Below are 22,702 nucleotides of genomic sequence, written 5' to 3'. Positions count from 1 at the left end.
ATGCCGGTCTCATGGACGAACAGGTTCCGCGAGGTCCATGTAGACCGGATTCTTGCGCGCCGGACGGCCTTCCTTGCTGGAGGTGGCCATGGCGTCCCGGGTGGCGATCAGGCAATCGATAAAGCACTCGGCGGCTGGCGTGGGCGGCGATTCCTTCCTCGCCAGGATCGAGATCCGGGCAGAGGGAAGCTCGTGCGCCAATGCCATCATGCGCATGTTCGATGGCAGGAGATCATGCTCGAACAATGGGCGCACGAAAATGCCCAGCGCATCGCTTTTGGCCATGATGGCCAACGCAACCGCCACCGAATGACAGGATATGGTGTCGCGCGGCAGGGACAGGCCGTGCGCGGCGAAGGCCATCCTCAACAGATTTGCGGGAGCTTCCGAATTGCCTGGCACCAGCCAAGGCGCGTCATGCAGTTCCGCCAGACTGCGCGCCCGGCGCAACGGGTGGCCCAGACGCGCACCGACCGCGAGCGGCAGCGTGAACAGCGGACGGTGCGCGAAGCCGTCGCTGATCTCCCCGTCGTACTCGGTCTGCACGAGAAAATCGTAGCGGCCCGACTCCAGCTGCTCATGGCTGTAGGGCGGCGCCACCTCATTGAACGAAACCGCCACGCGCGGCATGCGTGCGCGAAAAGCGACCAGCGCGTCCGGCACGACCACCAGCGCCGCCGAGCTCACGGCCAAGTTCAACGTGCCGCCTTCGCCATCGCGCATCTGTCCGATTTCCTCGCGAGCCCGCCGGGCCTCCTGCATGATGACGATGGCCCGCTTGTACAACGCTTCGCCGTAGGTCGTCAGTTCCACGCCCTTGACGCTGCGGCGTACCAGCTCGACACCCACGCTCTGCTCCAGTTCGCGCAAGCTGCGTGTCGCGGCAGGCTGCGTTACTGAGAGCGCGCGTGCCGCGGCGCGGATGCTGCCATGCTCGGCAATCAGCGTGAAGGCGCGCAATTGACGTAGGTTCATGCGTTCGACTCCGGCGGATTTGTGGAGATATAAAAAAACAGATCGCAGCACCCGATTTCTGTCTTTTTGATTCTATGGCAACCGTATGGCGCCTGCGAGCGGAAGTCCCGGGTCCGAAGTCAAGGCTGGCCTGCGGCAGAAGCGCCGCCTCGGCTAGGCAGCCACGGCGTCCCCGGGGGGTAGAAACGCCACTCGCCCCGGTATCTGCACTGAATTTCCTGGGTAATTTACCCTATAAAAAAAAGTATTCATTAGAACTTAAATCCTGTCTTTTTCTTATTCCAAGGCGTCCTTATAGTGCCCTCGAAGAGGAGTCGAAGGCCCGGAATCACGGACCGACCCCTCTCAACAGACACGAGGGGACACCATGTCTATCGCAATCGCAGCAGCTGCGCCCAGCGCGCTACATGCGCCATCCATGCGCCGGCGCGTCATCGCCGGCACCACCATCGGCAACGCACTCGAATTCTTCGACTTCACTGTCTTCACTTTCCTGATGCTGGTGCTGGGCCCACTGTTCTTTCCGGCCGCCTCGGGCTACGGCCAATTGCTGTTGACCACCGCCACTTTCGGCGTGGGGTTCCTGATGCGGCCCGTGGGCGGCATGCTGATCGGGTCCTATGCCGACCGCCACGGCCGCCGCGCGGCCATGACGCTGACACTGTGGCTGATGGGCCTGGGCTGTGCCCTGATCGCCGTGGCGCCCACCTATGCGCAATTGGGCATGGTCGGCCCGGTCATGATGGTGTTGGCCCGCCTGATCCAGGGCTTCGCCGCCGGCGGCGAGGTCGGGGCCTCGACCACCCTGCTGGTCGAACACGCGCCGCGCGGCAAGCGTGGCTTCTATTCCAGCTGGCAATACGGCAGCCAGGCCCTCGGCGTCACGCTCGGAGCCGTGGTCGTGATGCTGCTCAACATGGGGCTGACCACCGAGCAGATGCAGGCCTGGGGCTGGCGCGTCCCGTTCGTCATCGGCATCCTGACCGTGCCGATAGGCGCCTACATCCGCCGCAATCTGGAAGAAACCCTGACCGTCGAGCCCCCGGCCGCCAAGCCGGCGCACACCAAGGGCTTGCATCGCGCCGCCACGCATCAGCCCCTGCGCCGGATCTTCACCGAGCACAAAGCAAGCGTACTCAAAGGCATGCTGCTGGTAATCGGCGGCATGGTCAGCACGCAGATCCTCAACTTCTACATTCCAACCTACGCCCACCGGGAACTGGGTTTGCCAGCCACCTCCAGGCTGTCGGCCAGCGTCGTGTTCGGCGCTCTCGGCTTCGCAGGCGCCCCCTTCATCGGCATGCTGGCCGACCGCTACGGCCGCAAGCGCGTGATCTTCTGGTCTCGCGTCACAACGCTTGCCATCCTGCTGCCCGGTTTCCATTGGCTGATGGCCGCGCCCAGCACCGAACGGCTCATGCTGCTCACCGCTGCCTTCGCCCTGTTGGTGGCCCTCCAGTCGGCGCCGGCCTTCACGATGCTGCCTGAACTCTTCCCAAAATCCGTGCGCACGACCGGCATGTCGGTGGTGTACGGACTGGGCATCTCCGTGTTCGGCGGCTTCGCGCAATTCTTCGTGACCTGGCTGCTGCATGCCACTGAAAACCCCATGTCTCCAGCGTGGTTCCTGATGGTGACAACGGCGCTTTCAACCCTGGTGCTGTTCTGGATAGACGACCGCACCCATGACGACATCGACGCGCAGGCTGCGTGATTCCGTAAAGCCCGAATTTCCCTTCAACATTGAGGATCACATGACGAAATCACCCGTGCAGTCCACGCGAACCGTGCTGGAGAGCGGCTTCAAGATCGTTCCCAGCAAAGAGGACAGTTTCGCCCGTTTCAATGATGCACTGCATCCTGTCGCGGTCAGCCAGGATGGCTTTGAATCGGTGTATGGCGGGGCAATCCTTGATTCAGCCTGGCGGTATGTAGGCGTGCGCTTCGCCAGCGCCGAACAAATGGACGCCTGGCATAGCCACCCACGGCACAAGGCTGCCCAGAAGGCGGCATACGACCGTTGGTGGACAGCGGTCTATATGCGCAAATGGCGCGAACCCGCACCCGGTGAAGCCATGACCGGAAAAGTCATGACCGAAACTCGTCTGACTGTCCCCATCCCCCTTGCCGACGCGCAGCTCCGCGCCTTGAAAGAGATCCTGGCCTGTCTGGCCGAGATTGGCGCCTCCCCCTTGGAAACCCTGACGGGGGAGTACGAAGCCCGTCCCTACCAGCTCATCGGCCCCGACGACACCCCGCCGGAAACCGGCGGTGTCGTCTATTTGCTGATCACCCACTGGCCCACTCCCCAGGCTGCCGCCGCCTGGCGTGAGTCAACGGCGTACCGCGCGCTTCAGGACATCGGCGCCGTCACCTCCGACACATTCATGGCCATGCCTGAGACCCGGCCGCGCGACCATCTGCGCGACGACAAGTTGCAACGGGAATGGACGCTGCAGGGCCAGAGGCAGCCCACGACAACCTGAGAGCCATCCTGCCCACGCAGCCCGAGGCACATGCAATGCAAGGTCCAATCCATCCATCGGACTGCCAACGGCATCAGGGAAATTTGGTGCAAAAAAAGGGGGCCGCACTATATAAAAATGTGAGCACCAAAACAAATTTTCTGTCTTTTTCTTATCTCAGGGCATCCGTATAGTGCCCTTCGGGGAGTGGCCCAAGGCCCGGGACCACGGATCGGCTCCTCCTCAAACAGACACCAGGGGAAACCATGTCTATCGCAATCGCAGCAGCTGCGACCAACTCGCTACATACGCCGTCCATGCGCCGGCGCGTCATCGCCGGCACCACCATCGGCAACGCACTCGAATTCTTCGACTTCACCGTCTTCACTTTCCTGATGCTGGTGCTGGGCCCACTGTTCTTTCCGGCCGCCTCGGGCTACGGCCAATTGCTGTTGACCACCGCCACTTTCGGCGTGGGGTTCCTGATGCGGCCCGTGGGCGGCATGCTGATCGGCTCCTATGCCGACCGCCACGGCCGCCGCGCGGCCATGACGCTGACACTGTGGCTGATGGGCCTGGGCTGTGCCCTGATCGCCGTGGCGCCCACCTATGCGCAATTGGGCATGGTCGGCCCGGTCATGATGGTGCTGGCCCGCCTGATCCAGGGCTTCGCCGCCGGCGGCGAGGTCGGGGCCTCGACCACCCTGCTGGTCGAACACGCGCCGCGCGGCAAGCGTGGCTTCTATTCCAGCTGGCAGTTCGGCAGCCAGTCGCTAGGCGTGATGCTTGGGGCGCTGGTCGTGACGCTGCTGACCATGGGGTTGACCACCGAGCAGATGCACGCCTGGGGCTGGCGCGTCCCGTTCGTCATCGGCATCCTGACCGTGCCCGTCGGCGCCTACATCCGCCGCAACCTCGAGGAAACACTGACGAGCTCGCCCCCGGACTCCGGCAAATTCCAGCCTGCGGCACTACGCCGTGCCACCCCTCACCAGCCGTTGCGCCGCATCTTTGCCGAGTACAAGGTCACCATATTGAAGGGCATCCTGCTGTTGATCGGTGGCATGGTCAGCACGCAGATCCTCAGCTTCTACATGCCGGCGTACGCCAACCGGGAACTGGGCTTGCCGGCCACGTCCACGCTATCGGCCAGCGTCGTGTTCGGCGCGGTCGGCTTCCTGATTGCCCCGTTCGTCGGCATGCTGGCCGACCGCTACGGCCGCAAGCGCGTGATCTTCTGGTCGCGCCTCGCCACCCTGATCGTCCTGCTCCCCTGCTTCCAATGGCTGATGGCCGCGCCCAGCACCGAGCGGCTGATGCTGCTCGTCGCCCTGTTCGCGCTGCTGGTGGCCCTGCAGTCGGCGCCCGCATTCACGATGCTTCCCGAACTCTTCCCCAAGGCCGTGCGCACGACCGGCATGTCCGTCGTGTATGGATTGGGCATATCCGTGTTCGGCGGCTTTGCGCAGTTCTTCGTGACCTGGCTGCTACACGTGACCGGAAATTCCATGGCGCCGGCGTGGTTCCTGATGGTGGCCATAGCCCTCTCCACGGTGGTGCTGTTCTGGATTGACGACCGCACCCACGACGACATCGACGGCCAGGAGGCCTAATGCAGCACGGTTCCAGCTACTTTTCCCGCAGCTACGAAGAAGCGCGCCATCGTTTCGTGCTGGCGGCCAAACCCCTGGCCACGCAGTTTCAATCCTATGTCATCGAACCCCCCGGCCGCCACGGCGAAGCCCTGGCGACAGACGTCGCGCTGATCGGCCCGACCGACGCTGAACGGCTGCTGATCATGACCTCCGCCACACATGGCGTGGAGGGCTTCTGCGGCTCGGGCTGTCAACTCGCCCTGCTGGACGATGCCGCCATGCTGGAGCGCGCCCGCAGAGCCGGCGTGGCCGTGCTGCTCGTGCACGCCATCAACCCGTATGGGTTTTCCTGGCTGGCGCGCACGAACGAAGACAATGTCGACCTGAACCGCAACGACCAGACCTTCGACGGACGACCCCTGCCCCAGAACCCCGGATACGCGGGGATACATGACCTGCTGCTGCCTGCGGAATGGCCAGCCACGGCTGCGAACACCTCGCGGATCGATGCCTATATCGCCGAGCATGGCCGATCGGCGTTCGCGCAGGTCGTGACCCGCGGGCAGTACACGCATGCCGACGGCCTGTTCTACGGCGGCACTCACCTTACGGCATCGCTGCTGAACCTGCGCCATATCCTTCAGCAGCACGGCAGCCGCAGCAAGCATATCGGCTGGATCGACGTGCATACAGGCTTGGGGCCGCGCGGGCACGGCGAAAAAATATACGCGGGGCGCCGCGACGCCGCCGCTGTCGCACGCGCGCGCCAATGGTGGGGCAGCGATATCGCGGTTCCCTACGAAGGCAGCTCCGCTTCCGCGGACATTACCGGCCAGTTGGCCGGCCTGATCTACCAGACCTGCCCCGACGCCCAGCACACGCCGATGGCACTGGAATTCGGCACTCTGCCTTTTGAAGACATGATCGAAGCGCTGCGCGGCCGCAACTGGCTGCTTGCGCATCCTGGGGCCGACGACGCCAAGCGCGACGCCATCCTGAACGCCACGCTGGAAGCGTTCTACTGCAACGCCGCCGATTGGCACGGCATGATTCTGGGCCAGAACCGCGTCGCCGTGCTGCAAGCTCTCTCCGGTCTGCAGGAGGCTTGATGCGAACCAGCGCCAGTTACTTCTCCCGCAGCTACGCCCAGGCGCGCGAGCGCTTTGCGCTGGCTGCCAGGCCGCTTGCCGATTCGTTCCATTCCTATGGCATCGACCACGCCGGTAGGGAAGGCGAAGCGCTGGCCACGGATGTCGCCTACATCGGCGATCCCGATGCTGACCGTATGCTCATCATGACTTCCGCCGTATTGGGAGTGGAAGGTTTCTGCGGTTCGGGCTGCCAACTGGCGTTGCTGGACGATAGCGTGATGCTGAGCCGGGCACGCGAGGCTGGCGTGGCCTTGCTGCTGGTGCACGCGGTCAACCCTTACGGTTATTCGTGGATCGCGCGCACCGACGAATGCAATATAGACCTGAACCGCAATGGGCTGCCCTTCGATGGGCGGCCGCTGCCCGTGAACCCTGAGTATGCGCTGATACACGACCTGCTGCTGCCTGATGAATGGCCTCCCACGCCATCAAACCAGCAACAGATCGCTCAATTCATCGCCGAGCACGGACAGTCCGCCTTCGCGCAGGCTGTCTCGCGCGGCCAGTATACGCACGCCGACGGCCTGTTCTACGGAGGCGACCGCCCCGCGGCATCGCTATTGAACCTGCGCCGAATCCTGCACGAGCATGCGCGCACACGCACCCATATCGGCTGGATCGACGTGCATACCGGTTGGGGGCCTCGCGGCCATGGCGAAAAGCTCTATGCCGGCCGCCACGACGATGCCGAGGTATCGCGCGCGCGCCAATGGTGGGGCAGCGACATTACCGTCCCCTACCAGGGCAACTCGGTGTCAGTCGATATCTCCGGCCAGCTCGCCGATCTGATCTATCAAGCCTGCCCGTTGTCCTTGCCGACCTCGATGGCCATCGTGTTCGGGGCGGTGCGCTTCGACGCAATGGTGCATGCGCTATGCGGCCGGAACTGGCTGCACGCGCATCCCGAGGCCTCCCAGGAGCTACGAAGAACCATCCTGCAAACCACACTGGAAGCGTTTTATTGCAACGAGGAGAACTGGCACGGCATGGTGCTGGGGCAGACCCGGGTGGCGGTTCTGCAGGCGCTGCGCGGCTTGCAGGCGGCTTGATACAGAAAACCGAAAGGATTGCGCCGACGCTTCCGTCCCCGCGGCAGGTGTTGGCTTCATCTCAAGATACGGAGGTGCATCACATGGACCGGTCGGGCTTTACGGAAGAACAGATCAGGCACGCGTTGAGGCAAGCAACGCTAGGCACGCCGATATCCGATATCTGCACGCGCATGGGCGTGAGCGAAGCCACTTTCCACGCATGGAAAGTGCACTACGACGGGCTGGCGTCCTACGAACTGAAACTGTTGAACAGACTCGAGAACGAGTGCAATCGCCTAGAGCGCTTGATCGCCATCCTGGCGCTCAACAAGGTGATACTGCAAGACACGCTCGGGGCAAAGGAATAAAGCGTACGCGACGCAGCGCCTCCTTTCCGACGCCTTCCGCACGTTGAAATCTCTTCGTCTTCACTGTTCTTTTGAAATCCCTGAATCGCTACACGGTGGCATATGTCATCGGCGTTCTGATCCCGGTCAGTGCGCTGATCGGTATCCAACTGACCCATAGCTGGCACGCCCATATGGCGGCGCGCGATGCCAGGTCGAGCCTGTGCGTCGTCCAGGGCACGCTGGACGCGATGGCTGCCGTCCTAATGGAGCGCGGGTCGATGAATGCCGCACTGATAGAAGGCCAGCCCGTATCCGAGGCCAGGCAGCAGGAGTTGCAGCTCGCGCGCAGCGCCAGCGACAGCAGAATCGCCGAGCTGCTGGCGCTGCACCAGACTCGCAACTGCGACGGCTGCAGGGACGCGCAAGGCACCATCCAGCATATCGCGCGAACCCTGGTCCAACACCGCGCCCTGGCAGATCGGCTCATTGCCAGGCGACGTACGCTGATCAGTGCCGAGGAGCTCAACGACGTGGTGGTGATCATGGCCGGGCTCATTCCCGCGCTTGAGGAAACTGCGCTCGACAACTCCGCCGTTGTGATCCGCCATGAAGTAGAAAGCCCCGGCCTCATGACCATTGCCTTGCTGGCGGCGGGCCTGCGCGAGCAGGCCGGCCTGCTTGGTTCCGCCTTCATGCCTGCACAGGTTCAGCGCCGCCCTTTAAGCGACGAGGAAACGCAGCGTATCGAGCAACAACTGGGCCGCGTCACCCAATTGCGCGCGCTGCTCGAAGTACAGCTTTCCACCCATGCGGACCTTGAAACCCGAGCGTATCCGCGGGTTCAATACGAGTACTTTGGCGCGGGCCTGGAGTACATCGCAGCGCTGCGCCACGCGCCGCCTGCACTAGCCCACTCGCCGCCTCACGAGGCTGGCATGCAGGAACGTTACGTTCCCCTGATGCAATCCATTCTCGACTTCCGCGATGAAGTGCTGAACGTGTTGCAAAAGCTGCTGGAACGCCAACGCGTCAATGCGCTGACGGAACTGGTCACCACCACGACGGTCGCGATCGTGCTGCTGCTGGCCGCCACCTGGGGATTCACCAAGTTCCGCTGGCGTCTGATACGCCCATTCGTCGTGGCCACCGAGATCATCAACTCGCTCAACGACAACGCCCCCGCGCCGATCTCTGCCGCCGGCTATCGCAAGGCGGTCCGCGGTCTGTTCGATGCCATACAGACATTGAAGGACAACGCCATCGCCAAGTCCCGCACGGAACATGAGCGCGAGCGGCTCATCGCCGACCTGGCCGCGTTGGCGGAGACAGACTTCCTCACTGGATTGCTCAACCGGCGCGCGTTTCATGCGCGCGCCGAAGCCTTGTGCGCCAGCCTGGATGAGCCAGGACAGATGCTGACGCTGATCGTCTTCGACATCGACCATTTCAAGCGGATCAACGATTCCTACGGCCACGCCGGCGGCGACAACGTGCTGGTGGCCGTGGCGCAAGCATGCCACCAGACATGGCGCCGCTCGGACATCGTGGCGCGCATCGGCGGTGAGGAATTCGCCGTGCTGTGCACGGTCCGCAGCACCGCGCAGGCCAGCGCAATGGCGCAGAGCATGCGCCGCCGCGTCGAGCGTCTGTCGGTACCGCTGGACGGCAAGACCATAGAGTCCATCACCAGCAGTTTTGGCGTAGTCTGCGCGCCGGCGGATGAAATCCACGATATCGATGCCCTGCTGAAGCAAGCAGACGAGCTGCTCTATCGCGCCAAGGCCTCTGGCCGCAACTGCGTCATTACGCAATCCGAAGACGCTTGAGTGCTTTCGCACAGCGGCGCGAACGCGCCGCACGCATCGGTCCTCGGTCTTTCACAAGATAGAAAAAAGTACTCGGTGGAAAAAAATTTCTGTCTTTTTCTGCGTGCAACCCATCCGTATAGTCCGGACGGAGTAAGCCGAATACAGAAATTCCATTTTGAAAGCGAAAGAGCAATGAAACCGTCAAACCTGAAGATGCGTACCCGCCTCGCCATGGGCTTTGCAATGATCATGGTGGCGCTGTTGGTGTCTGGCGTGCTGGGCACGTTCGGCATCCGGGCGTTGGAGCAGGATGTCTACCAGATCACCGCCATCAACAATGAACAGCGGCGCCTGGCCATCGATATGCGCTACCAGGTCCAGGAACAGGCCATCGCGATCCGCAACATCCTGGTCCTCACAGATCCGAAAGTGCTGCAGGCCGAAGTGCTGCGGGCGAATGAAGCCGAGAAGCTCTACAACGAATCGCGAAATCGGCTGGGCGGCATGTTCTCGAGCCGCTCCAATACCACCAGCGAGGAATCACGTCTGTTCGCCGCCGCTGGGGCCGCACAACAAGACATGCGCTCGCTGTTCGTTCGCGTGCAGGAAGAAGGCATGAACGGTGACCGGCAGGCCGCGCAGCACCTATTGGAGGATGAATTGCGGCCCAAGCAGCGCGTGCTCCAAGAGACACTGTCCACGCTCGCCGCGCTCGAGACGCAGATCAATGACGCGCGTGCGGCGGATACCCGGACCCTCGCGAACCAATTGCAGTGGGCGGTGGGAATAACCGTCGTGGTCGCGCTGTTGCTTGGCGTGGCTGCTGCCTGTCTCACGGCGCGCAGCATCCTGCGCCAATTGGGTGGCGATCCTGGCGATGCGCAGCTTCTGGCGGTGAACATCGCCGATGGCGATCTGAGCAGCCGGCTGCAGCTCGATCCCCGCTATGACCACAGCCTGATGCACGGGCTGGAAACCATGCGATCGCGCCTGTCCAGAATCGTCGATGCGATCAAATCTTCCGCCGCGTCCATCTCGACGGCGGCAGGTCAGATTGCCCAAGGCAATGCCGACCTGTCGCACCGCACTGAAGAGCAGGCAGCGTCGTTGGAAGAGACCGCGGCCAGCATCGAACAGCTGACGTCCACCGTGCGGCTGAATCAGGACAATGCGGCCAGCGGCGATGAACTGGCCTCCGAAGGCGCCAGGGCTGCGGAGAAAGCGGGCGGGGTCGTATCCGAAATGCTGGCGGCCATGACAGAGATCTCCACCAATTCCGAAAAGGTCGGGCAGATCGTGTCGCTGATCGAGAGCATCGCCTTTCAGACGAACATACTTGCGCTGAACGCGGCAGTGGAAGCCGCAAGAGCCGGGGACCAGGGTCGGGGCTTCGCCGTGGTGGCCGGCGAAGTCCGCGCGCTGGCCCAGCGCAGCGCCACCTCCGCCAGGGAAATCAAGGATCTGATCGAGACCTCGACTTCCGTGGTCCAGGCGGGCCGGGACCTCGCCGTACGGGCAGGCCAAGACATGGAGGACGTCGTCACGTCGGTCATGCGCATGAAGACAATAACCGGAGAGATCGCGACAGCCTCGCGCGAACAGGCCATCGGCATCGAACAGGTCAACGTGGCCATCGCCCAGCTGGATTCCGTGACGCAGCAGAATGCGGCCTTGGTCGAGGAATCCGCGGCGGCGGCGCTTTCGATGGCGGAACAGGCGCGGGATCTGCTGCAGGCGGTCGAAGTGTTCAAGACCGCATCGTCCGTCACCGCGCGGCCTGTGCCCATGGCGGAGCCTGCTCTCATCGCGTTCGCGGCACCGACGTAGGAGAATTGCAGGGGGGCCGATCGCGACACGCGCCGCTTTCGGCCACTCCCGCCCCAACTGGTTCAATAACCCAGCCACCAACGAAAAACGCCGCTAGAGATAGCGGCGTTTCTTCTTGGTCAGCAATGCTTGGACGGCGCTGCTGCGTACTGCGGGAATTGGGGTGGTGGGTTGTGCGAGACTCGAACTCGCGACCAACGGATTAAAAGTCCGCTGCTCTACCGACTGAGCTAACAACCCGACCGAAGCCAGAAATTATGGCCGATTTGGGGCGGTTTGTCAAAATTCGACGCAACAGCCCTGCACAAGGCCCTCATCCCACAATGAAAACGGCCGCTCGCGGCGGCCGTTATGGGAACTTCGGGCAGGCGCTTGGACTTACCAGGCGGCCACCACGGCTCCCTTGTACTTGGTCTCGATGAACTGCTTCACGGCCGGGCTGTGGTAGATGCTGATCAGCTTGGCGAACTCGGGACGGTCCTTGTCCTTTTCACGCACGACCAGCACGTTGGCGTAAGGCGAGTCGGGCGATTCCTGGGCGATGGCATCCTTGGCGGGGTTGAGACCCGCTTCCAGCGCGAAGTTGGTGTTCACGGCCGAGGCATCGGTGTCGTCCAGCGAGCGCGGCAGCTGAGCAGCGTCCAGTTCGATGAAACGCAGCTTCTTGGGGTTCTCGACCACGTCGATCGGGGTCGCCTTCAGGCCCACGTCGGGACGCAGCTTGATCAGGCCATTGGCCTGCAGCAGCAACAAGGCGCGGCCGCCGTTAGTCGGGTCGTTCGGCAGCGCGATGCGGGCGCCTTCCTTCAGCTCGGAAAGCGACTTGATCTTCTTGCTGTAGATGCCGATGGGGAAGATGACCGTCTTGGCGATGCTGACCAGCTTGTAGCCGCGGTCCGCATTGGCATTGTCCAGGTAAGGCTGATGCTGATAGCTGTTGGCGTCGAGGTCGCCCGCGGACAGCGCGACGTTGGGCTGCACGTAATCGGTGAATTCGATGACCTGGATGTTCAGGCCCTGCTTGGCGGCTTCCTGCTTCACCACATCAAAGATCTGGGCGTGCGGGCCGGCGGTCACGCCGATCTTCAGCGGCTTGTCCTGGGCCAGCGCGGGCTGGGCGAAAACGGCGGCGCCGAGTGCGAACGCGGCCAGCGACTTCAAAACCTTGATGCTCATGTTGCGATATCCCGAATGTCGGAAGTGAGAAGAAAATGGTGCGGCGGGCGCGGGATCAGCGATGCGAGATGCGGCGCACGTAGCGGTCGCCCAGGCTCTGGATCACCTGGACCAGGACGATCAGCACGATGACCACGGCGGCCATCACGTCGGATTGGAAGCGTTGGTAGCCGTAGCGGATGGCCAGGTCGCCCAGGCCGCCGCCGCCGATGGCGCCGGCCATGGCCGAGTAGCCGATCAGGCTGACGACGGTAACGACGGTGGCGGCGATGAGGCCGGGCAAGGACTCGGGCAGCAGCACCTTCATGATGATCTGCATCGGCGATGCGCCCATGGCGCGTGCGGCGGTGATCAGGCCGGGGTCGACTTCACGCATGGCGTTTTCGGCGATGCGGGCCATGAACGGAATCGCGGCGACCGACAAGGGCACGATGGCGGCGGTGGTGCCGATGGAGGTCTGGGCCACCAGGCGCGTGAACGGAATGATCGCGACCATCAAGATGACGAACGGCACCGAACGCGTGGCATTGATCACCGCCCCCAGCACGTGGTTGACGGACTGGTTCTCGAGCATGTTGCCGCGGGCAGTCACCGTCAGGATCACGCCCAGCGGAATGCCGACCACCACCGCGATGGCGCTGGCCACACCCACCATCAACAGGGTGTCAAGCAGCGACGTAATAAGCAGGTCGATCAGTTGCGGACTCATGAGCTATTTCTTCAACGGTAATGTCACGGGCGGCCAGCGCGGCAATCGCGTCCTTGACCGAAGCGGGCGCGCCTTGGGCCAGCACGAACATCGTGCCGACAGCCACGCCCTGGATGTCTTCGACGCGCGCCTGGATCAGGCCCACGTCCAGGGAGAACTGTTTGTACAGGTCGGACAGGAAGGACCCCGACGCGTCGGTGCCGGTCAACGACAGGCGCAGCAGGCGCACCGCCTGGCCCGGCTTGGCCGCTACGAGCGCCTGGATGCGTTCCTTGACCGCCGCCAGCGTGGCGTCGGTCAGGTCGGACGCGGTGGCGGCCGACACCATGGCGCGAGTCACTTCGTGGCGCGGCTGCGCGAACACTTCGCGCGTGCTGCCCATTTCGACCACTTCGCCCTGCGACAGCACGGCCACGCGGTCGCAGACCTCGCGCACGACTTCCATCTGGTGCGTGATCATGACCACGGTCACGCCGGTCTTGCGGTTGATGTCGCGCAGCAGGGCCAGGATGTTGTGCGTGGTTTCCGGGTCCAGCGCGGACGTGGCTTCGTCGCTGAGCAGCACGTCAGGATTGTTGGCCAGGGCGCGGGCAATGCCGACGCGCTGCTTCTGGCCGCCGCTGATCTGGCTGGGATAGCGGTCGCGCAGATGCTCCAGGCCCACCAGCGCCAACAGGCGCTCAACGCGGGCAGGAATCTCGGCCTTGGCCACGCCGGCGATTTCCAGCGGCAGCGCAACGTTGCCGTACACCGTGCGGCGCGACAGCAGGTTGAAGCCCTGGAACACCATGCCGATACGGCGGCGCTGCTGGCGCAGCTGCGCTTCGCTCAGGCCGGTCAGGGACTGCCCGCCGATGGCGATCGAGCCTTCATTGGGCCGCTCCAGCAGGTTGATGCACTGGACCAGCGTGCTTTTGCCGGCCCCGCTGGGGCCGATGATGCCGAAGACCTCGCCCTGCTGGATGTGCAGGTTGATGCCGCGCAGCGCCTGGAATTCTCCGTGCGGCGTGGCGTAGGTCTTGGATAGGTTCTCGATCTGAATCATGGCAAGCGATTTTGTATCTTTTCTCTTCTACAGAGAACGACTGTTTCTTTCATTTTTAATAACTACAAGTAATATAAAAGCCTGCGCCCGCGCCTTGTTGCGTCCCTATGGAGCACATGCCATAACGCGGAAAGGGCAGTCAGGAAGGAAAGCCTTCCTGACTGCCCAGTTTTTGCCGGACCGGCCGCAGCCGGTTGGTTCAGCGTGCGCGCGAGATGCGGACTTCCGCGCCGCGGCGCTTGACCTCCAGGCCCTCGGACGGAGAAATGCGCAGGCCTTCCAGCCCCTTGATGTAGCTGGAGCCCTGCATCTGCATCACGCGGATCTTGTTGCGCATGACGACCGGGTTGTGCACCGGCATGCCGAACATCCAGACCTCGTCCAGGATGCGGGCGGAGTTGAACTCGCCCGTATGCTGCGCCGCCGGCCCCAGACAGAGCATGTGCCCTTCGCGGCCGAACACCGGGAACTGGCCCAATTCGCAATCGATAGTCCAGGTGGTGCCGCCTTCATAGCGGTGCCCCGTATTCAGGTCCCACCAGGCTTCGCCCTTGGGCAGGTAGACGCGCACTTGCTTACCCGGTTCCGTGATGGGCGCTACCAGCAGGGCCGGGCCCAGCAGGTACTGCAAGTCCCAATCATGCGAGACGGGATCGTTCGGGAACGACATGGCCATGGACCGCTGCACCGGCAGGCCGGTGCGCGCCGAGTCCTCGATGGCGCCCAGCACATAGGGCACCAGGCGATAGCGCCACTGCATCCAGGTCTTGGCGTGCGCCAGGGTTTCTTCGCCGAAGTCCCAGGGCATCAGGCCGTCCACGCCCTGGAAGGCGAAGTTCGACGAGAACACGCCGGCGGTCAGCCAACGCAGATACAGTTCCGGCGTCATGCTGGCGCGGTCGCGCGCGGCCGAGCCGATGCCGTGCACCTGGACGGGCAAGCCGCTGGCGCCGATCGACAAGGCGGTGCGCAGGGTGTGGCGCAGCCCTTCCCAGGTGTTTTCAGCTTGCGGCCCAACCTGCCACGGCAGACGCTGGGCAGCGGGAAACAGGTCGGAGCTGGGCACCACGCCTTCCGGCGGGACCTTCAGGCCGGCGACCGCGTCGAACAGCGCGCGGCGCACCAGCAGCGGATACATGCTGCGCAGCGCAGGACCGGTTTCGCCGTTGCGGGCGGTGACGCCGTCAGGAATGGCGATCTGGGCGTCGCACGCGGGCGCGTCCAGGCCGTCTTCGACCAGTTGGCGATGGCGCTCCACCCACAGGTTGTAGATGTCGCGGTAGGTCAGGTCCAACAGGCCATAGGGCTGCCCCGAGGTGGCGGCGTTGCCGTCGAACACTTGGGCCGAACCATCGTCCTTGGCCAGCAGCCAGCCACGGTCTTCGAGTTCTTCGAACAGCGGGCTGGTCTTCAGCACGCCGGGGAAGCCGGAAGCGGCGACATGCACATGGTGCTTATGGAACAGCGCCAGCATCTGCTTGGCGTCAGGGAAGCGCTGGGCATTCCATTCGAAAACCGTCTTGTCCGACTGGAAGCCCCAGGCCGCCGGCTGCGCCAGCGTCACGGCATCCACCGGAATCTGGTTTTCGCGCATGCGGGCTACCAGGGCCACGGTGTCCGTGGGCATCTCGCCCGGAGCCTGCTGCAGCCATGCTCCCATCGCCCACAATGAGGGTTGGCCGGCGCGGCCGGTCAGGGCGGTGTACTGATTGAGGATTTCACCGGGTTCGCCGGCGAACAGGAACACGTCCAGCACGACGTCGTCCACGGTCAGCACGTAGGCGGAATCCGCGGGCGCCACGCCCACCGAGTGCTCCACGCGGCGCATCGTGTTGACGTAGACGCCCCAGCCGCGCGGACTCCATGCCAAAGGCAAGGCGCGGTGCTCGGGATCGTCGGAAACCACGGATTCTTCGCGGCGGTTCAGGTCGCCCGGAGTTTCGCCCAGTCCGTACACGCGCTCATCGGACTGCAGCGTAAAGCCCGCCGTCCAGACGGCGTCGTCGGCCTGATCCAACGCGTTGTGCCCGAATGCGGGCGTATGCGCGGAGACCTCGGACTCGAACACCCGCTCGTCGTTGCGGTAGATCGCGACCCGCACGGGGTTGGAGAGGATTTCCAGGGAGACGTCGCCCTGGGTGATCCGCCAGCCTTCCCCGTCGTCGCGCGGAGCGATAACGGCTTCGCCCACGGCCTCTTGGCGCGCGAGCAGCATTTCCGCCACGGCGCGAGCACGCGCGCCGGGCTTGTCATCATTAAGGTGATTCGCCTCGCCGCAGCGCAGGCGAAAAACACCAGGCGCATGCGCCTCGACTACCAGGTGCAACCCATCGCCCGCGTCGAAATCGATGCGACTGGGGCGGGACGTCAACAGCTCGACATTGTCGAGCTGGGTAGTATGGGCAAAGTCGAACTTGGGCGGCACAGAGCATCCCCCGGCTTAAGCCAAAAACCATCAAAAGACGCTATTTTGACGGATTTGGGCTTTGAAATAAACTCGGTCCCTCTTTTGGATTGCGAACTCATCCATAAAAGGGGTCTAAAGCCTTCGGCCAGCGCCCCCAAAAGGAGCGGCCTTCGACCCGCCAAAACGCCAGGTTCGCGGCCAACTCAGGCCAATTTGGCGCCAAATCCTGGCAATTCCTGCCATTCTACGCCACCTGCGGGATGCCCCCGTTCCCCCTTCCCGGCTTTTTTTCAACGTGGCGAAATAAGTTGCGCCAGATCTGTTTCCAGGGGCGACGGCTCGCCGGCCAGGCGCGCGGCGATCAGGTCGCCCATCAGCGCCGACCATGAAAGGCCGCGCGACGCGTAACCGACGGCCAGCCACAGACCCGGGGCCTGAGGAAGCTCGCCCACGGCCGGCAGCCGCCCCGGCAGCACGGCCCGCCAGCCGGCCCAACCCGGCAGGCTGCCAGGCTCCAGGGAATCAAAGTCCGGAAAGCCGCCGCCCAGCAGGCCCGCAGCCTTGTCCAGGGTGACACGCTGACCTTCGGCGCCGACCCGCGCTTCGGCCGCGCCATGCACGTAAGTGCTGCCGGCCACGCAACCGGTGCCCACATCGGGCAGCAGATAGCCCTCGCCGCCGACGATGCAGCGCGGACCGCCGTGCAGTGCCCGGGCTGGCACCAGCGTTACCTCGCCCGCGAGCGCATGCATCTGCGCCACACGGGGCAAGGGATCCAGCAGACCGCTATCGGCCAGCACGGCGCGCGCGCCGAACGCATTGGCCAGGATGACGGTATCGGCGCGCGCCAGCTCGGCGCCGGCCAGATCGCGCACGCTCCAGCCCGCGCCGTTGCGGTCGACACTGGCCACCTTGCCGGGCAGGACCGTCACGCCGTCCATCGCCAGCAGCGCCTCTATCAGCCTGCCAGGCTGCAGCAACATGCCCTGTCCGAAATACACCCCGCCCCGCGCCAGCGGCAGGCCGGCCAGGGCGCTGGCTTCGTCGCGGTTCACCTGGCGCACCCAGTGCCCGGGAAAGGCCAAGGTCTCCAGGGTGCCGGCCAGCGCCGCGGACCGGCCTTCGTCGCGCTCCAACTGCACGGTGCCGCAGACCAGCGGCGCCGCGCCTTCGGGCAGGCTTTGCCATCGCGCCAACGCGCGCAGACTGCCCGCGCGCGACAGACGCGCCCGCGCGTTGTCATCGCGCGCCACCACCGGAGTCAAAGCCGCCGCGACATGCCCGGCATGCGATGGCGCGCCCTGCGCCAGGCCTGCGTCGAGCACCGTCACACGCCACCCGCGCGCGGCCAATGCTTGGGCAATGCCTGCGCCCGCCAGCCCCGCCCCCACCACCACGGCGTGGCGGGAATCCTCGTCCGGGGCGCTCGGGGCCGCGCAGCCCGGCGCGATAGCAGCCGCCACGGTCATATGCCATTTGCCGCCGTAGCCGGGCACCCGCCGCGCCTCGAAACCCGCCGTCCGCAAGGTCTGGCGCAATTCGCCGGTGCAGGCCCAGGTAGCCAGCGTGGCGCCGGGTGCGGCCAGCTTGGCCAGGTCGCGCAGCAGGGAAAGCTCCCACATCCGCGGATTGCGCTCCGGCGCGAAGCCGTCCAGGAAGAATGCGTCCACGCTCGCGTTCAGGCGGGGCGCCAGGACCTGGGCATCGCCGAAGCCCAGCGTCAGCGTGACGGCGCCGCCCTCGAACTCCAGGCGATGCAATCCGGGCAACAGGACCGGCCATCGCTCTGCCAGTTGCCGTCCCAGGCCGGCCAGGGACTCGGGCGCGTAGCGGGCCAGCAAAGCCGCCAGGTCTTCGCGTTCGAAGGGATGCCCTTCAAGCGACACCACGTGCAGCGCGGCGCTGCGCAGGGGATCGTCGTGCCATGCTTTCCAGAGGGCCAGGAAGTTCAGCCCCAGCCCGAAGCCCGTTTCGCAAACGGTGAAAGCGCGGCGACCACGCCAACGCTCGGGCAGGCCGTTGCCTCGCAGGAACACGTGTTCCGCCTGGCCCAACGCACCCGATGGCGAATGGTAGACATCGCCATAAGCGGGGCTGTAGAGCCGGCCGTCGGCATCGAATTCAGCCTGGGCGGGGATCAGGGGAGCATAGCTAGAGGACATGGAAACGGCGACGGCGGACGAAATGGAGAATGGGACTCAGCGCGGATTATCGGATGCGGCTGCGTTGGGCGGACGCCACACGCGGCGCGGCGGTTTAGAGGCGCAGCCACGGAGTTGACGCATACATGGGCTTACACTGGTTTCATGGATACCTACGATCAGCCCCGCTCGCAGACCTCGCCCATCGACCTGTGCGCCGCGATCGACGCGGCAGTCACGGCGGCCCATGCCGGCGCGGCCATACTGCAATCCTACGCGCATCACCGCGCGGATCTCGTGATCGACCGCAAGGCGCGCAACGATCTCGTGTCCCAGGCGGACCGCGAGGCGGAGGCTGCCATTATCCAGGAGCTGCAAGCGCGCACGCCCAAATTCGGCATCGTCGCCGAAGAGACCGGCGGCAAGCCGCAGGGCAGCGCCACCTGGTATATCGATCCGCTGGACGGCACCACCAACTTCCTGCACGACATTCCGCATTACGCGGTGTCGATCGCGCTGATCGCGCACGCCGGCACCGCCATCTCAGCCACCGAAACGCTGGCCGAGGACACGCCCGTGGTCGGCGTGGTGTACGACCCCAGCCGCGAGGAACTCTTTACCGCGGTCCACGGCCTGGGCGCCTGGCTCAACGGCCGGCGCATCAAGTGTTCGCGCACGCCGACCATCGAAGACGCCGTTCTGGCCACCGGGTTTCCGTTCCGCGACTTTTCATTCGCCGCGCAATATATGCCCATGCTGCACGACGCCATCAACCGCGCCCGCGGTGTGCGCCGCATGGGCGCGGCCGCGTTGGACCTGGCATGGACCGCCTGCGGCCGCTATGACGGCTATTGGGAAATGGGCCTGGCGCCCTGGGACGTGGCTGCCGGCACGCTGATCCTGCGCGAAGCGGGCGGCGCGTGTTCGGACATGCACCGGCAGGATCCCTGGCCCATCGGCGGACGCGTCGTGGCCGGCAACAAGGCCATCGAGCGCGCCTTGCACGAAATGATCGCGCCGCACCTGGACAAGAAGGACTGACGGCCCTTACGCCGCGGTGCCCGTGGGTGCGCCCGCAACCGCATCGGGACGCAGCTCCCGGCGCAGTATCTTGCCCACGTTGCTCTTGGGCAGCTCGTCGCGGAATTCCACGTAGCGTGGACGCTTGTAGCCCGTGAGCTTTTCGCGGCACCAATCCTGGATCTGCGCCTCGGTCAGCGTCGGGTCCCGCCGCACCACGAATACCTTGACGGCCTCGCCCGAGTGCTCGTCCGGCACGCCGATCGCCGCGCATTCCAGCACGCCGGGGTGCTGCGCCACTGCGGCCTCGACCTCGTTCGGATAGACCTTGAAGCCCGACACCGCGATCATGTCTTTCTTGCGATCGACGATGCGGGTATAGCCCTGCTCATCCATGATGCCGATGTCGCCGGTGCGGAAGTAGCCGTCGGCGGTCATGGAGTGGCGGGTTTCCTCGGGCTTCTGCCAGTATCCCAGCATGACCTGCGGCCCGCGGATACCCACTTCGCCACGCTCGCCCAGCGGCACTTCATGGCCTTCGTCGTCCAGGATGGCCACGTCGGTGGACGGCAGCGGCAGGCCGATGGAGCCGGAGTACGCGGTCGCGTTGGTGGGATTCACGGTCGCCACCGGCGAGGTTTCCGACAGGCCATAGCCTTCTATCAGCGGCCTGCCCGTAATCTTCAGCCAACGTTCGGCGACCTGCTGCTGCACCGCCATGCCGCCGCCCAAGGTCAGCCGCAAGGCAGAAAAGTCCAGGCGGGCGAAGTCGTCGTTGTGCGCCAGTGCGTTAAACAGCGTATTAACGCCGGGGAACACATTGATCGGCACCTTGCGCCACGCGTTGATGAGCGAAGGCTGGTCGCGCGGGTTGATGATAAGCACGTTGCGCATGCCGGCATGCAGCCCATACAGCCCGCACACGGTCATCGCGAACACGTGGTAGAGCGGCAGCGCGCTGATGATGGTGAGCTGCTGGTCCGCGAGGTCATGCACCACGGGCTGGGCCACCGCTTCCGTCTGCAGCACATTGGCCACCAGATTGCGATGCGACAGCATCGCGCCCTTGGGCACGCCGGTGGTGCCGCCGGTGTATTGCAGCACCGCCACGTCGTCCATCGACAGCGGCGGCGGCGCAAAGCGCTGGCGCGCGCCGTCGCGCAGCACGTCGGGCAGCATGCGGGCGCCATCGATCTGCCATGCGGGCACGATCTTCTTGACGTAGCGCGCAGCCAGATTCACCAGCGGCGCCTTCAGCCCGCCGAGCAGATCGCCGGGGCCGGTCACGATGATGTGCTTGAGCTGTCCGCGGTCCGTGACGCGCTGCAAGGTGTGCGCGAAATTTTCCAGGATGACGATGGCCGACGCGCCGCTGTCCTGCAGCTGTCGCTGCAGCTCTTCAGCGGTGTAAAGCGGATTCACGTTCACCACGACCAGACCCGCGCGCAGCGTGCCCAGCATGCTGACCAGATAGGCAGGCACGTTCGGCATCATCAATGCCACCCGCTCGCCCTTGGCCAGGCCCATGCTTTGCAGCCAGCCGGCGAACGCTTGCGCATGGGCGTCGAGCTGCGCATAGGTAATGTTGCTGCCCATCGCGGTGCAGGCGATGCGCGAGGCGTACTGCTTGCAGGCCCGATCCAGCAAGTCAGTCAGGGAGGCATAACCCTCTGTGGATATCTCCGCCGGAACCCCCTGCGGATAATGGGCAAGCCACGGACGCGTCATGGTATTTGTCTCCATTAAATTGGTTTTTGATTGATGATACCCTTGTTGCGTTCCCTTTTTTCGCCCGAGAGCTCCATGAAACTGCTCGAACCCATCGTCGCGTGGCATCACGACATTTCCAAGATCCGCCGCGACATCCACGCGCATCCCGAACTGGCTTTCGAAGAGTTCCGCACCGCCGACGTGGTGGCGGCGAAACTCGAGGAATGGGGCATTGAAATCGACCGCGGCCTAGGCGGCACCGGCGTGGTCGGCATCATCCGCGGCAATCTGCCGGGCGACCGCGCCGTGGGCCTGCGCGCCGACATGGACGCGCTGCCCATGCAGGAGGTCAACACCTTCGCGCACGCCAGCACCAACGCCGGCAAGATGCACGCCTGCGGCCACGACGGCCACACGGCCATGCTGCTGGCGGCCGCGCAATACCTGTCGCAGCACCGCGATTACGCCGGCACGGTCTACGTGATCTTCCAGCCTGCGGAAGAAGGCGGCGGCGGCGCCAAGCGCATGATCGACGACGGCCTGTTCAAACGCTTTCCCATGGAAGCGGTGTTCGGCATGCACAACTGGCCCGGCATGAAGCCCGGCCAGTTCGGCCTGACCGCCGGTCCCATCATGGCCTCCAGCAACGAGTTCTCCATCATCGTGAAGGGCAAGGGCACGCACGCCGGCATGCCCAACCTGGGCATCGATCCGGTCATGGCGGCCGTGCAACTGGCGCAATCGCTGCAGACCATCATCACGCGCAACCGCAATCCGCTGGATGCGGCCGTGCTCAGCATCACGCAGATCCACGCCGGTAGCGCCGACAACGTCGTGCCCAACCACGCCGAATTGCGCGGCACCGTGCGCACCTTCACGCTGGACGTGCTGGACCTGATCGAACGCCGTATGGAAGAGATCGCGCGCCACACCTGCGCGGCGATGGACTGCGAAGTCGAATTCACGTTCCAGCGCAACTATCCGCCCACCATCAACCACGCCGAGGAAGCCGCGTTCTGCGCCGACGTGCTGCGCGACATCGTGGGCGAGGCCAACGTCAACGACCACGTGCAACCCACCATGGGCGCGGAAGACTTCGCCTTCATGCTGCAGGAACTGCCGGGCTGTTATGTCTGGATCGGCAACGGCACCGGCGACCATCGCGACAGCGGCCACGGTCTGGGCCCCTGCATGCTGCATAACGGCAGCTACGACTTCAACGACGAACTGCTGCCGCTGGGCGGCACCTACTGGGTCCAGCTGGCGCTCAAGCGCCTGGCCAAGGTCTGACC

General features: G+C 64.5%; 17 protein-coding genes and 1 tRNA gene. 10 read left to right on the top strand and 8 right to left on the bottom strand.

Translation table 11 applies throughout. The features are described 5' to 3' along the window. Positions 1-9: 9 nt before the first annotated feature. A complete protein-coding gene (locus AC6LKD_RS06190) occupies positions 10-975 on the bottom strand; it encodes a LysR substrate-binding domain-containing protein (RefSeq protein WP_013391566.1) in 966 nt (321 codons plus the stop codon). 367 nt (positions 976-1,342) lie between these two features. Here AC6LKD_RS06190 and AC6LKD_RS06185 point away from each other — a divergent pair, with 367 nt between their 5' ends. The 8 genes from AC6LKD_RS06185 to AC6LKD_RS06150 all read left to right on the top strand — a co-directional run bounded on the left by AC6LKD_RS06185 (position 1,343) and on the right by AC6LKD_RS06150 (position 11,202). Then, complete coding sequence (locus tag AC6LKD_RS06185) at positions 1,343-2,689, top strand: MFS transporter (RefSeq protein ID WP_498115535.1); 1,347 nt, start codon at positions 1,343-1,345, stop codon at positions 2,687-2,689. Then, positions 2,661-3,461, top strand: a complete 801-nt coding sequence (locus tag AC6LKD_RS06180; protein WP_498115534.1) for a hypothetical protein — start codon at positions 2,661-2,663, stop codon at positions 3,459-3,461. The genes AC6LKD_RS06185 and AC6LKD_RS06180 overlap by 29 nt, the downstream gene beginning before the upstream one ends. 245 nt (positions 3,462-3,706) lie before the next feature. Continuing rightward, positions 3,707-5,053: an MFS transporter gene (locus AC6LKD_RS06175; protein ID WP_492275980.1), complete on the top strand. Its 1,347-nt coding sequence runs from the start codon at positions 3,707-3,709 to the stop codon at positions 5,051-5,053. Next, on the top strand, positions 5,053-6,144 hold the full coding sequence (locus tag AC6LKD_RS06170; RefSeq protein WP_498115533.1) for a M14 family metallopeptidase: 1,092 nt from the start codon (positions 5,053-5,055) through the stop codon (positions 6,142-6,144). Before AC6LKD_RS06175 ends, AC6LKD_RS06170 begins: the two co-directional genes overlap by 1 nt. After that, on the top strand, positions 6,144-7,235 hold the full coding sequence (locus AC6LKD_RS06165; RefSeq protein ID WP_498115532.1) for a M14 family metallopeptidase: 1,092 nt from the start codon (positions 6,144-6,146) through the stop codon (positions 7,233-7,235). Before AC6LKD_RS06170 ends, AC6LKD_RS06165 begins: the two co-directional genes overlap by 1 nt. 50 nt (positions 7,236-7,285) lie before the next feature. Beyond that, complete coding sequence (locus AC6LKD_RS06160; RefSeq protein WP_498115531.1) at positions 7,286-7,585, top strand: transposase; 300 nt, start codon at positions 7,286-7,288, stop codon at positions 7,583-7,585. A 71-nt stretch (positions 7,586-7,656) separates the two neighbouring features. Then, positions 7,657-9,393: a GGDEF domain-containing protein gene (locus AC6LKD_RS06155; protein WP_498115530.1), complete on the top strand. Its 1,737-nt coding sequence runs from the start codon at positions 7,657-7,659 to the stop codon at positions 9,391-9,393. Beyond that, positions 9,394-11,202, top strand: coding sequence for a methyl-accepting chemotaxis protein (locus AC6LKD_RS06150; RefSeq protein ID WP_498115529.1), 1,809 nt, complete (start codon positions 9,394-9,396; stop codon positions 11,200-11,202). It begins immediately after the preceding gene. A 164-nt stretch (positions 11,203-11,366) separates the two neighbouring features. On the opposite strand, the gene AC6LKD_RS06145 is transcribed toward AC6LKD_RS06150, so the two are convergent. The 6 genes from AC6LKD_RS06145 to mnmC form a co-directional block, all read right to left on the bottom strand. Continuing rightward, positions 11,367-11,442: transfer RNA gene (locus AC6LKD_RS06145), tRNA-Lys, on the bottom strand. Between the two features lie 138 nt (positions 11,443-11,580). After that, on the bottom strand, positions 11,581-12,378 hold the full coding sequence (locus AC6LKD_RS06140; protein WP_013391557.1) for a MetQ/NlpA family ABC transporter substrate-binding protein: 798 nt from the start codon (positions 12,376-12,378) through the stop codon (positions 11,581-11,583). A gap of 55 nt (positions 12,379-12,433) precedes the next feature. After that, positions 12,434-13,087, bottom strand: a complete 654-nt coding sequence (locus AC6LKD_RS06135) for a methionine ABC transporter permease (protein WP_013391556.1) — start codon at positions 13,085-13,087, stop codon at positions 12,434-12,436. Further along, positions 13,044-14,132 (bottom strand): methionine ABC transporter ATP-binding protein, encoded by a 1,089-nt coding sequence (locus tag AC6LKD_RS06130; protein ID WP_492275974.1) that lies wholly within the window; start codon positions 14,130-14,132, stop codon positions 13,044-13,046. The genes AC6LKD_RS06135 and AC6LKD_RS06130 overlap by 44 nt, the downstream gene beginning before the upstream one ends. Before the next feature lie 199 nt (positions 14,133-14,331). Continuing rightward, positions 14,332-16,557, bottom strand: coding sequence for a glycoside hydrolase family 31 protein (locus AC6LKD_RS06125; protein ID WP_492275973.1), 2,226 nt, complete (start codon positions 16,555-16,557; stop codon positions 14,332-14,334). A gap of 272 nt (positions 16,558-16,829) precedes the next feature. Then, on the bottom strand, positions 16,830-18,701 hold the full coding sequence (mnmC, locus tag AC6LKD_RS06120) for a bifunctional tRNA (5-methylaminomethyl-2-thiouridine)(34)-methyltransferase MnmC2/FAD-dependent 5-carboxymethylaminomethyl-2-thiouridine(34) oxidoreductase MnmC1 (protein ID WP_498115528.1): 1,872 nt from the start codon (positions 18,699-18,701) through the stop codon (positions 16,830-16,832). Between the two features lie 144 nt (positions 18,702-18,845). Between mnmC and AC6LKD_RS06115 the strand changes: the two genes are divergently transcribed. Further along, entirely contained in the window at positions 18,846-19,721 is an 876-nt protein-coding gene (locus AC6LKD_RS06115; RefSeq protein WP_498115527.1) for an inositol monophosphatase family protein, read from the top strand. Between the two features lie 6 nt (positions 19,722-19,727). On the opposite strand, the gene AC6LKD_RS06110 is transcribed toward AC6LKD_RS06115, so the two are convergent. Then, a complete protein-coding gene (locus tag AC6LKD_RS06110) occupies positions 19,728-21,428 on the bottom strand; it encodes an AMP-binding protein (protein WP_013391551.1) in 1,701 nt (566 codons plus the stop codon). Between the two features lie 75 nt (positions 21,429-21,503). On the opposite strand from AC6LKD_RS06110, the gene AC6LKD_RS06105 reads away from it, so the two are divergent. Next, a complete protein-coding gene (locus AC6LKD_RS06105; RefSeq protein WP_492275971.1) occupies positions 21,504-22,700 on the top strand; it encodes a M20 aminoacylase family protein in 1,197 nt (398 codons plus the stop codon). The last annotated feature ends 2 nt before the right edge of the window (positions 22,701-22,702 follow it).

It is taken from the genome of Achromobacter sp. D7-1 (genome assembly GCF_059760445.1).
Note: the sequence above shows the minus strand (reverse complement) of the source record. Positions and strands in the feature narration are given on the sequence as shown.

What these genes read in the sequence shown, in the direction of transcription:
- AC6LKD_RS06190 (WP_013391566.1), bottom strand. Translation starts at nt 975, where the DNA reads ATGAACCTACGTCAATTGCGCGCCTTCACGCTGATTGCCGAGCATGGC.
- AC6LKD_RS06185 (WP_498115535.1), top strand. Translation starts at nt 1,343, where the DNA reads ATGTCTATCGCAATCGCAGCAGCTGCGCCCAGCGCGCTACATGCGCCA.
- AC6LKD_RS06180 (WP_498115534.1), top strand. Translation starts at nt 2,661, where the DNA reads ATGACGACATCGACGCGCAGGCTGCGTGATTCCGTAAAGCCCGAATTT.
- AC6LKD_RS06175 (WP_492275980.1), top strand. Translation starts at nt 3,707, where the DNA reads ATGTCTATCGCAATCGCAGCAGCTGCGACCAACTCGCTACATACGCCG.
- AC6LKD_RS06170 (WP_498115533.1), top strand. Translation starts at nt 5,053, where the DNA reads ATGCAGCACGGTTCCAGCTACTTTTCCCGCAGCTACGAAGAAGCGCGC.
- AC6LKD_RS06165 (WP_498115532.1), top strand. Translation starts at nt 6,144, where the DNA reads ATGCGAACCAGCGCCAGTTACTTCTCCCGCAGCTACGCCCAGGCGCGC.
- AC6LKD_RS06140 (WP_013391557.1), bottom strand. Translation starts at nt 12,378, where the DNA reads ATGAGCATCAAGGTTTTGAAGTCGCTGGCCGCGTTCGCACTCGGCGCC.
- AC6LKD_RS06135 (WP_013391556.1), bottom strand. Translation starts at nt 13,087, where the DNA reads ATGAGTCCGCAACTGATCGACCTGCTTATTACGTCGCTGCTTGACACC.
- AC6LKD_RS06130 (WP_492275974.1), bottom strand. Translation starts at nt 14,132, where the DNA reads ATGATTCAGATCGAGAACCTATCCAAGACCTACGCCACGCCGCACGGA.
- mnmC (WP_498115528.1), bottom strand. Translation starts at nt 18,701, where the DNA reads ATGTCCTCTAGCTATGCTCCCCTGATCCCCGCCCAGGCTGAATTCGAT.
- AC6LKD_RS06115 (WP_498115527.1), top strand. Translation starts at nt 18,846, where the DNA reads ATGGATACCTACGATCAGCCCCGCTCGCAGACCTCGCCCATCGACCTG.
- AC6LKD_RS06110 (WP_013391551.1), bottom strand. Translation starts at nt 21,428, where the DNA reads ATGACGCGTCCGTGGCTTGCCCATTATCCGCAGGGGGTTCCGGCGGAG.
- AC6LKD_RS06105 (WP_492275971.1), top strand. Translation starts at nt 21,504, where the DNA reads ATGAAACTGCTCGAACCCATCGTCGCGTGGCATCACGACATTTCCAAG.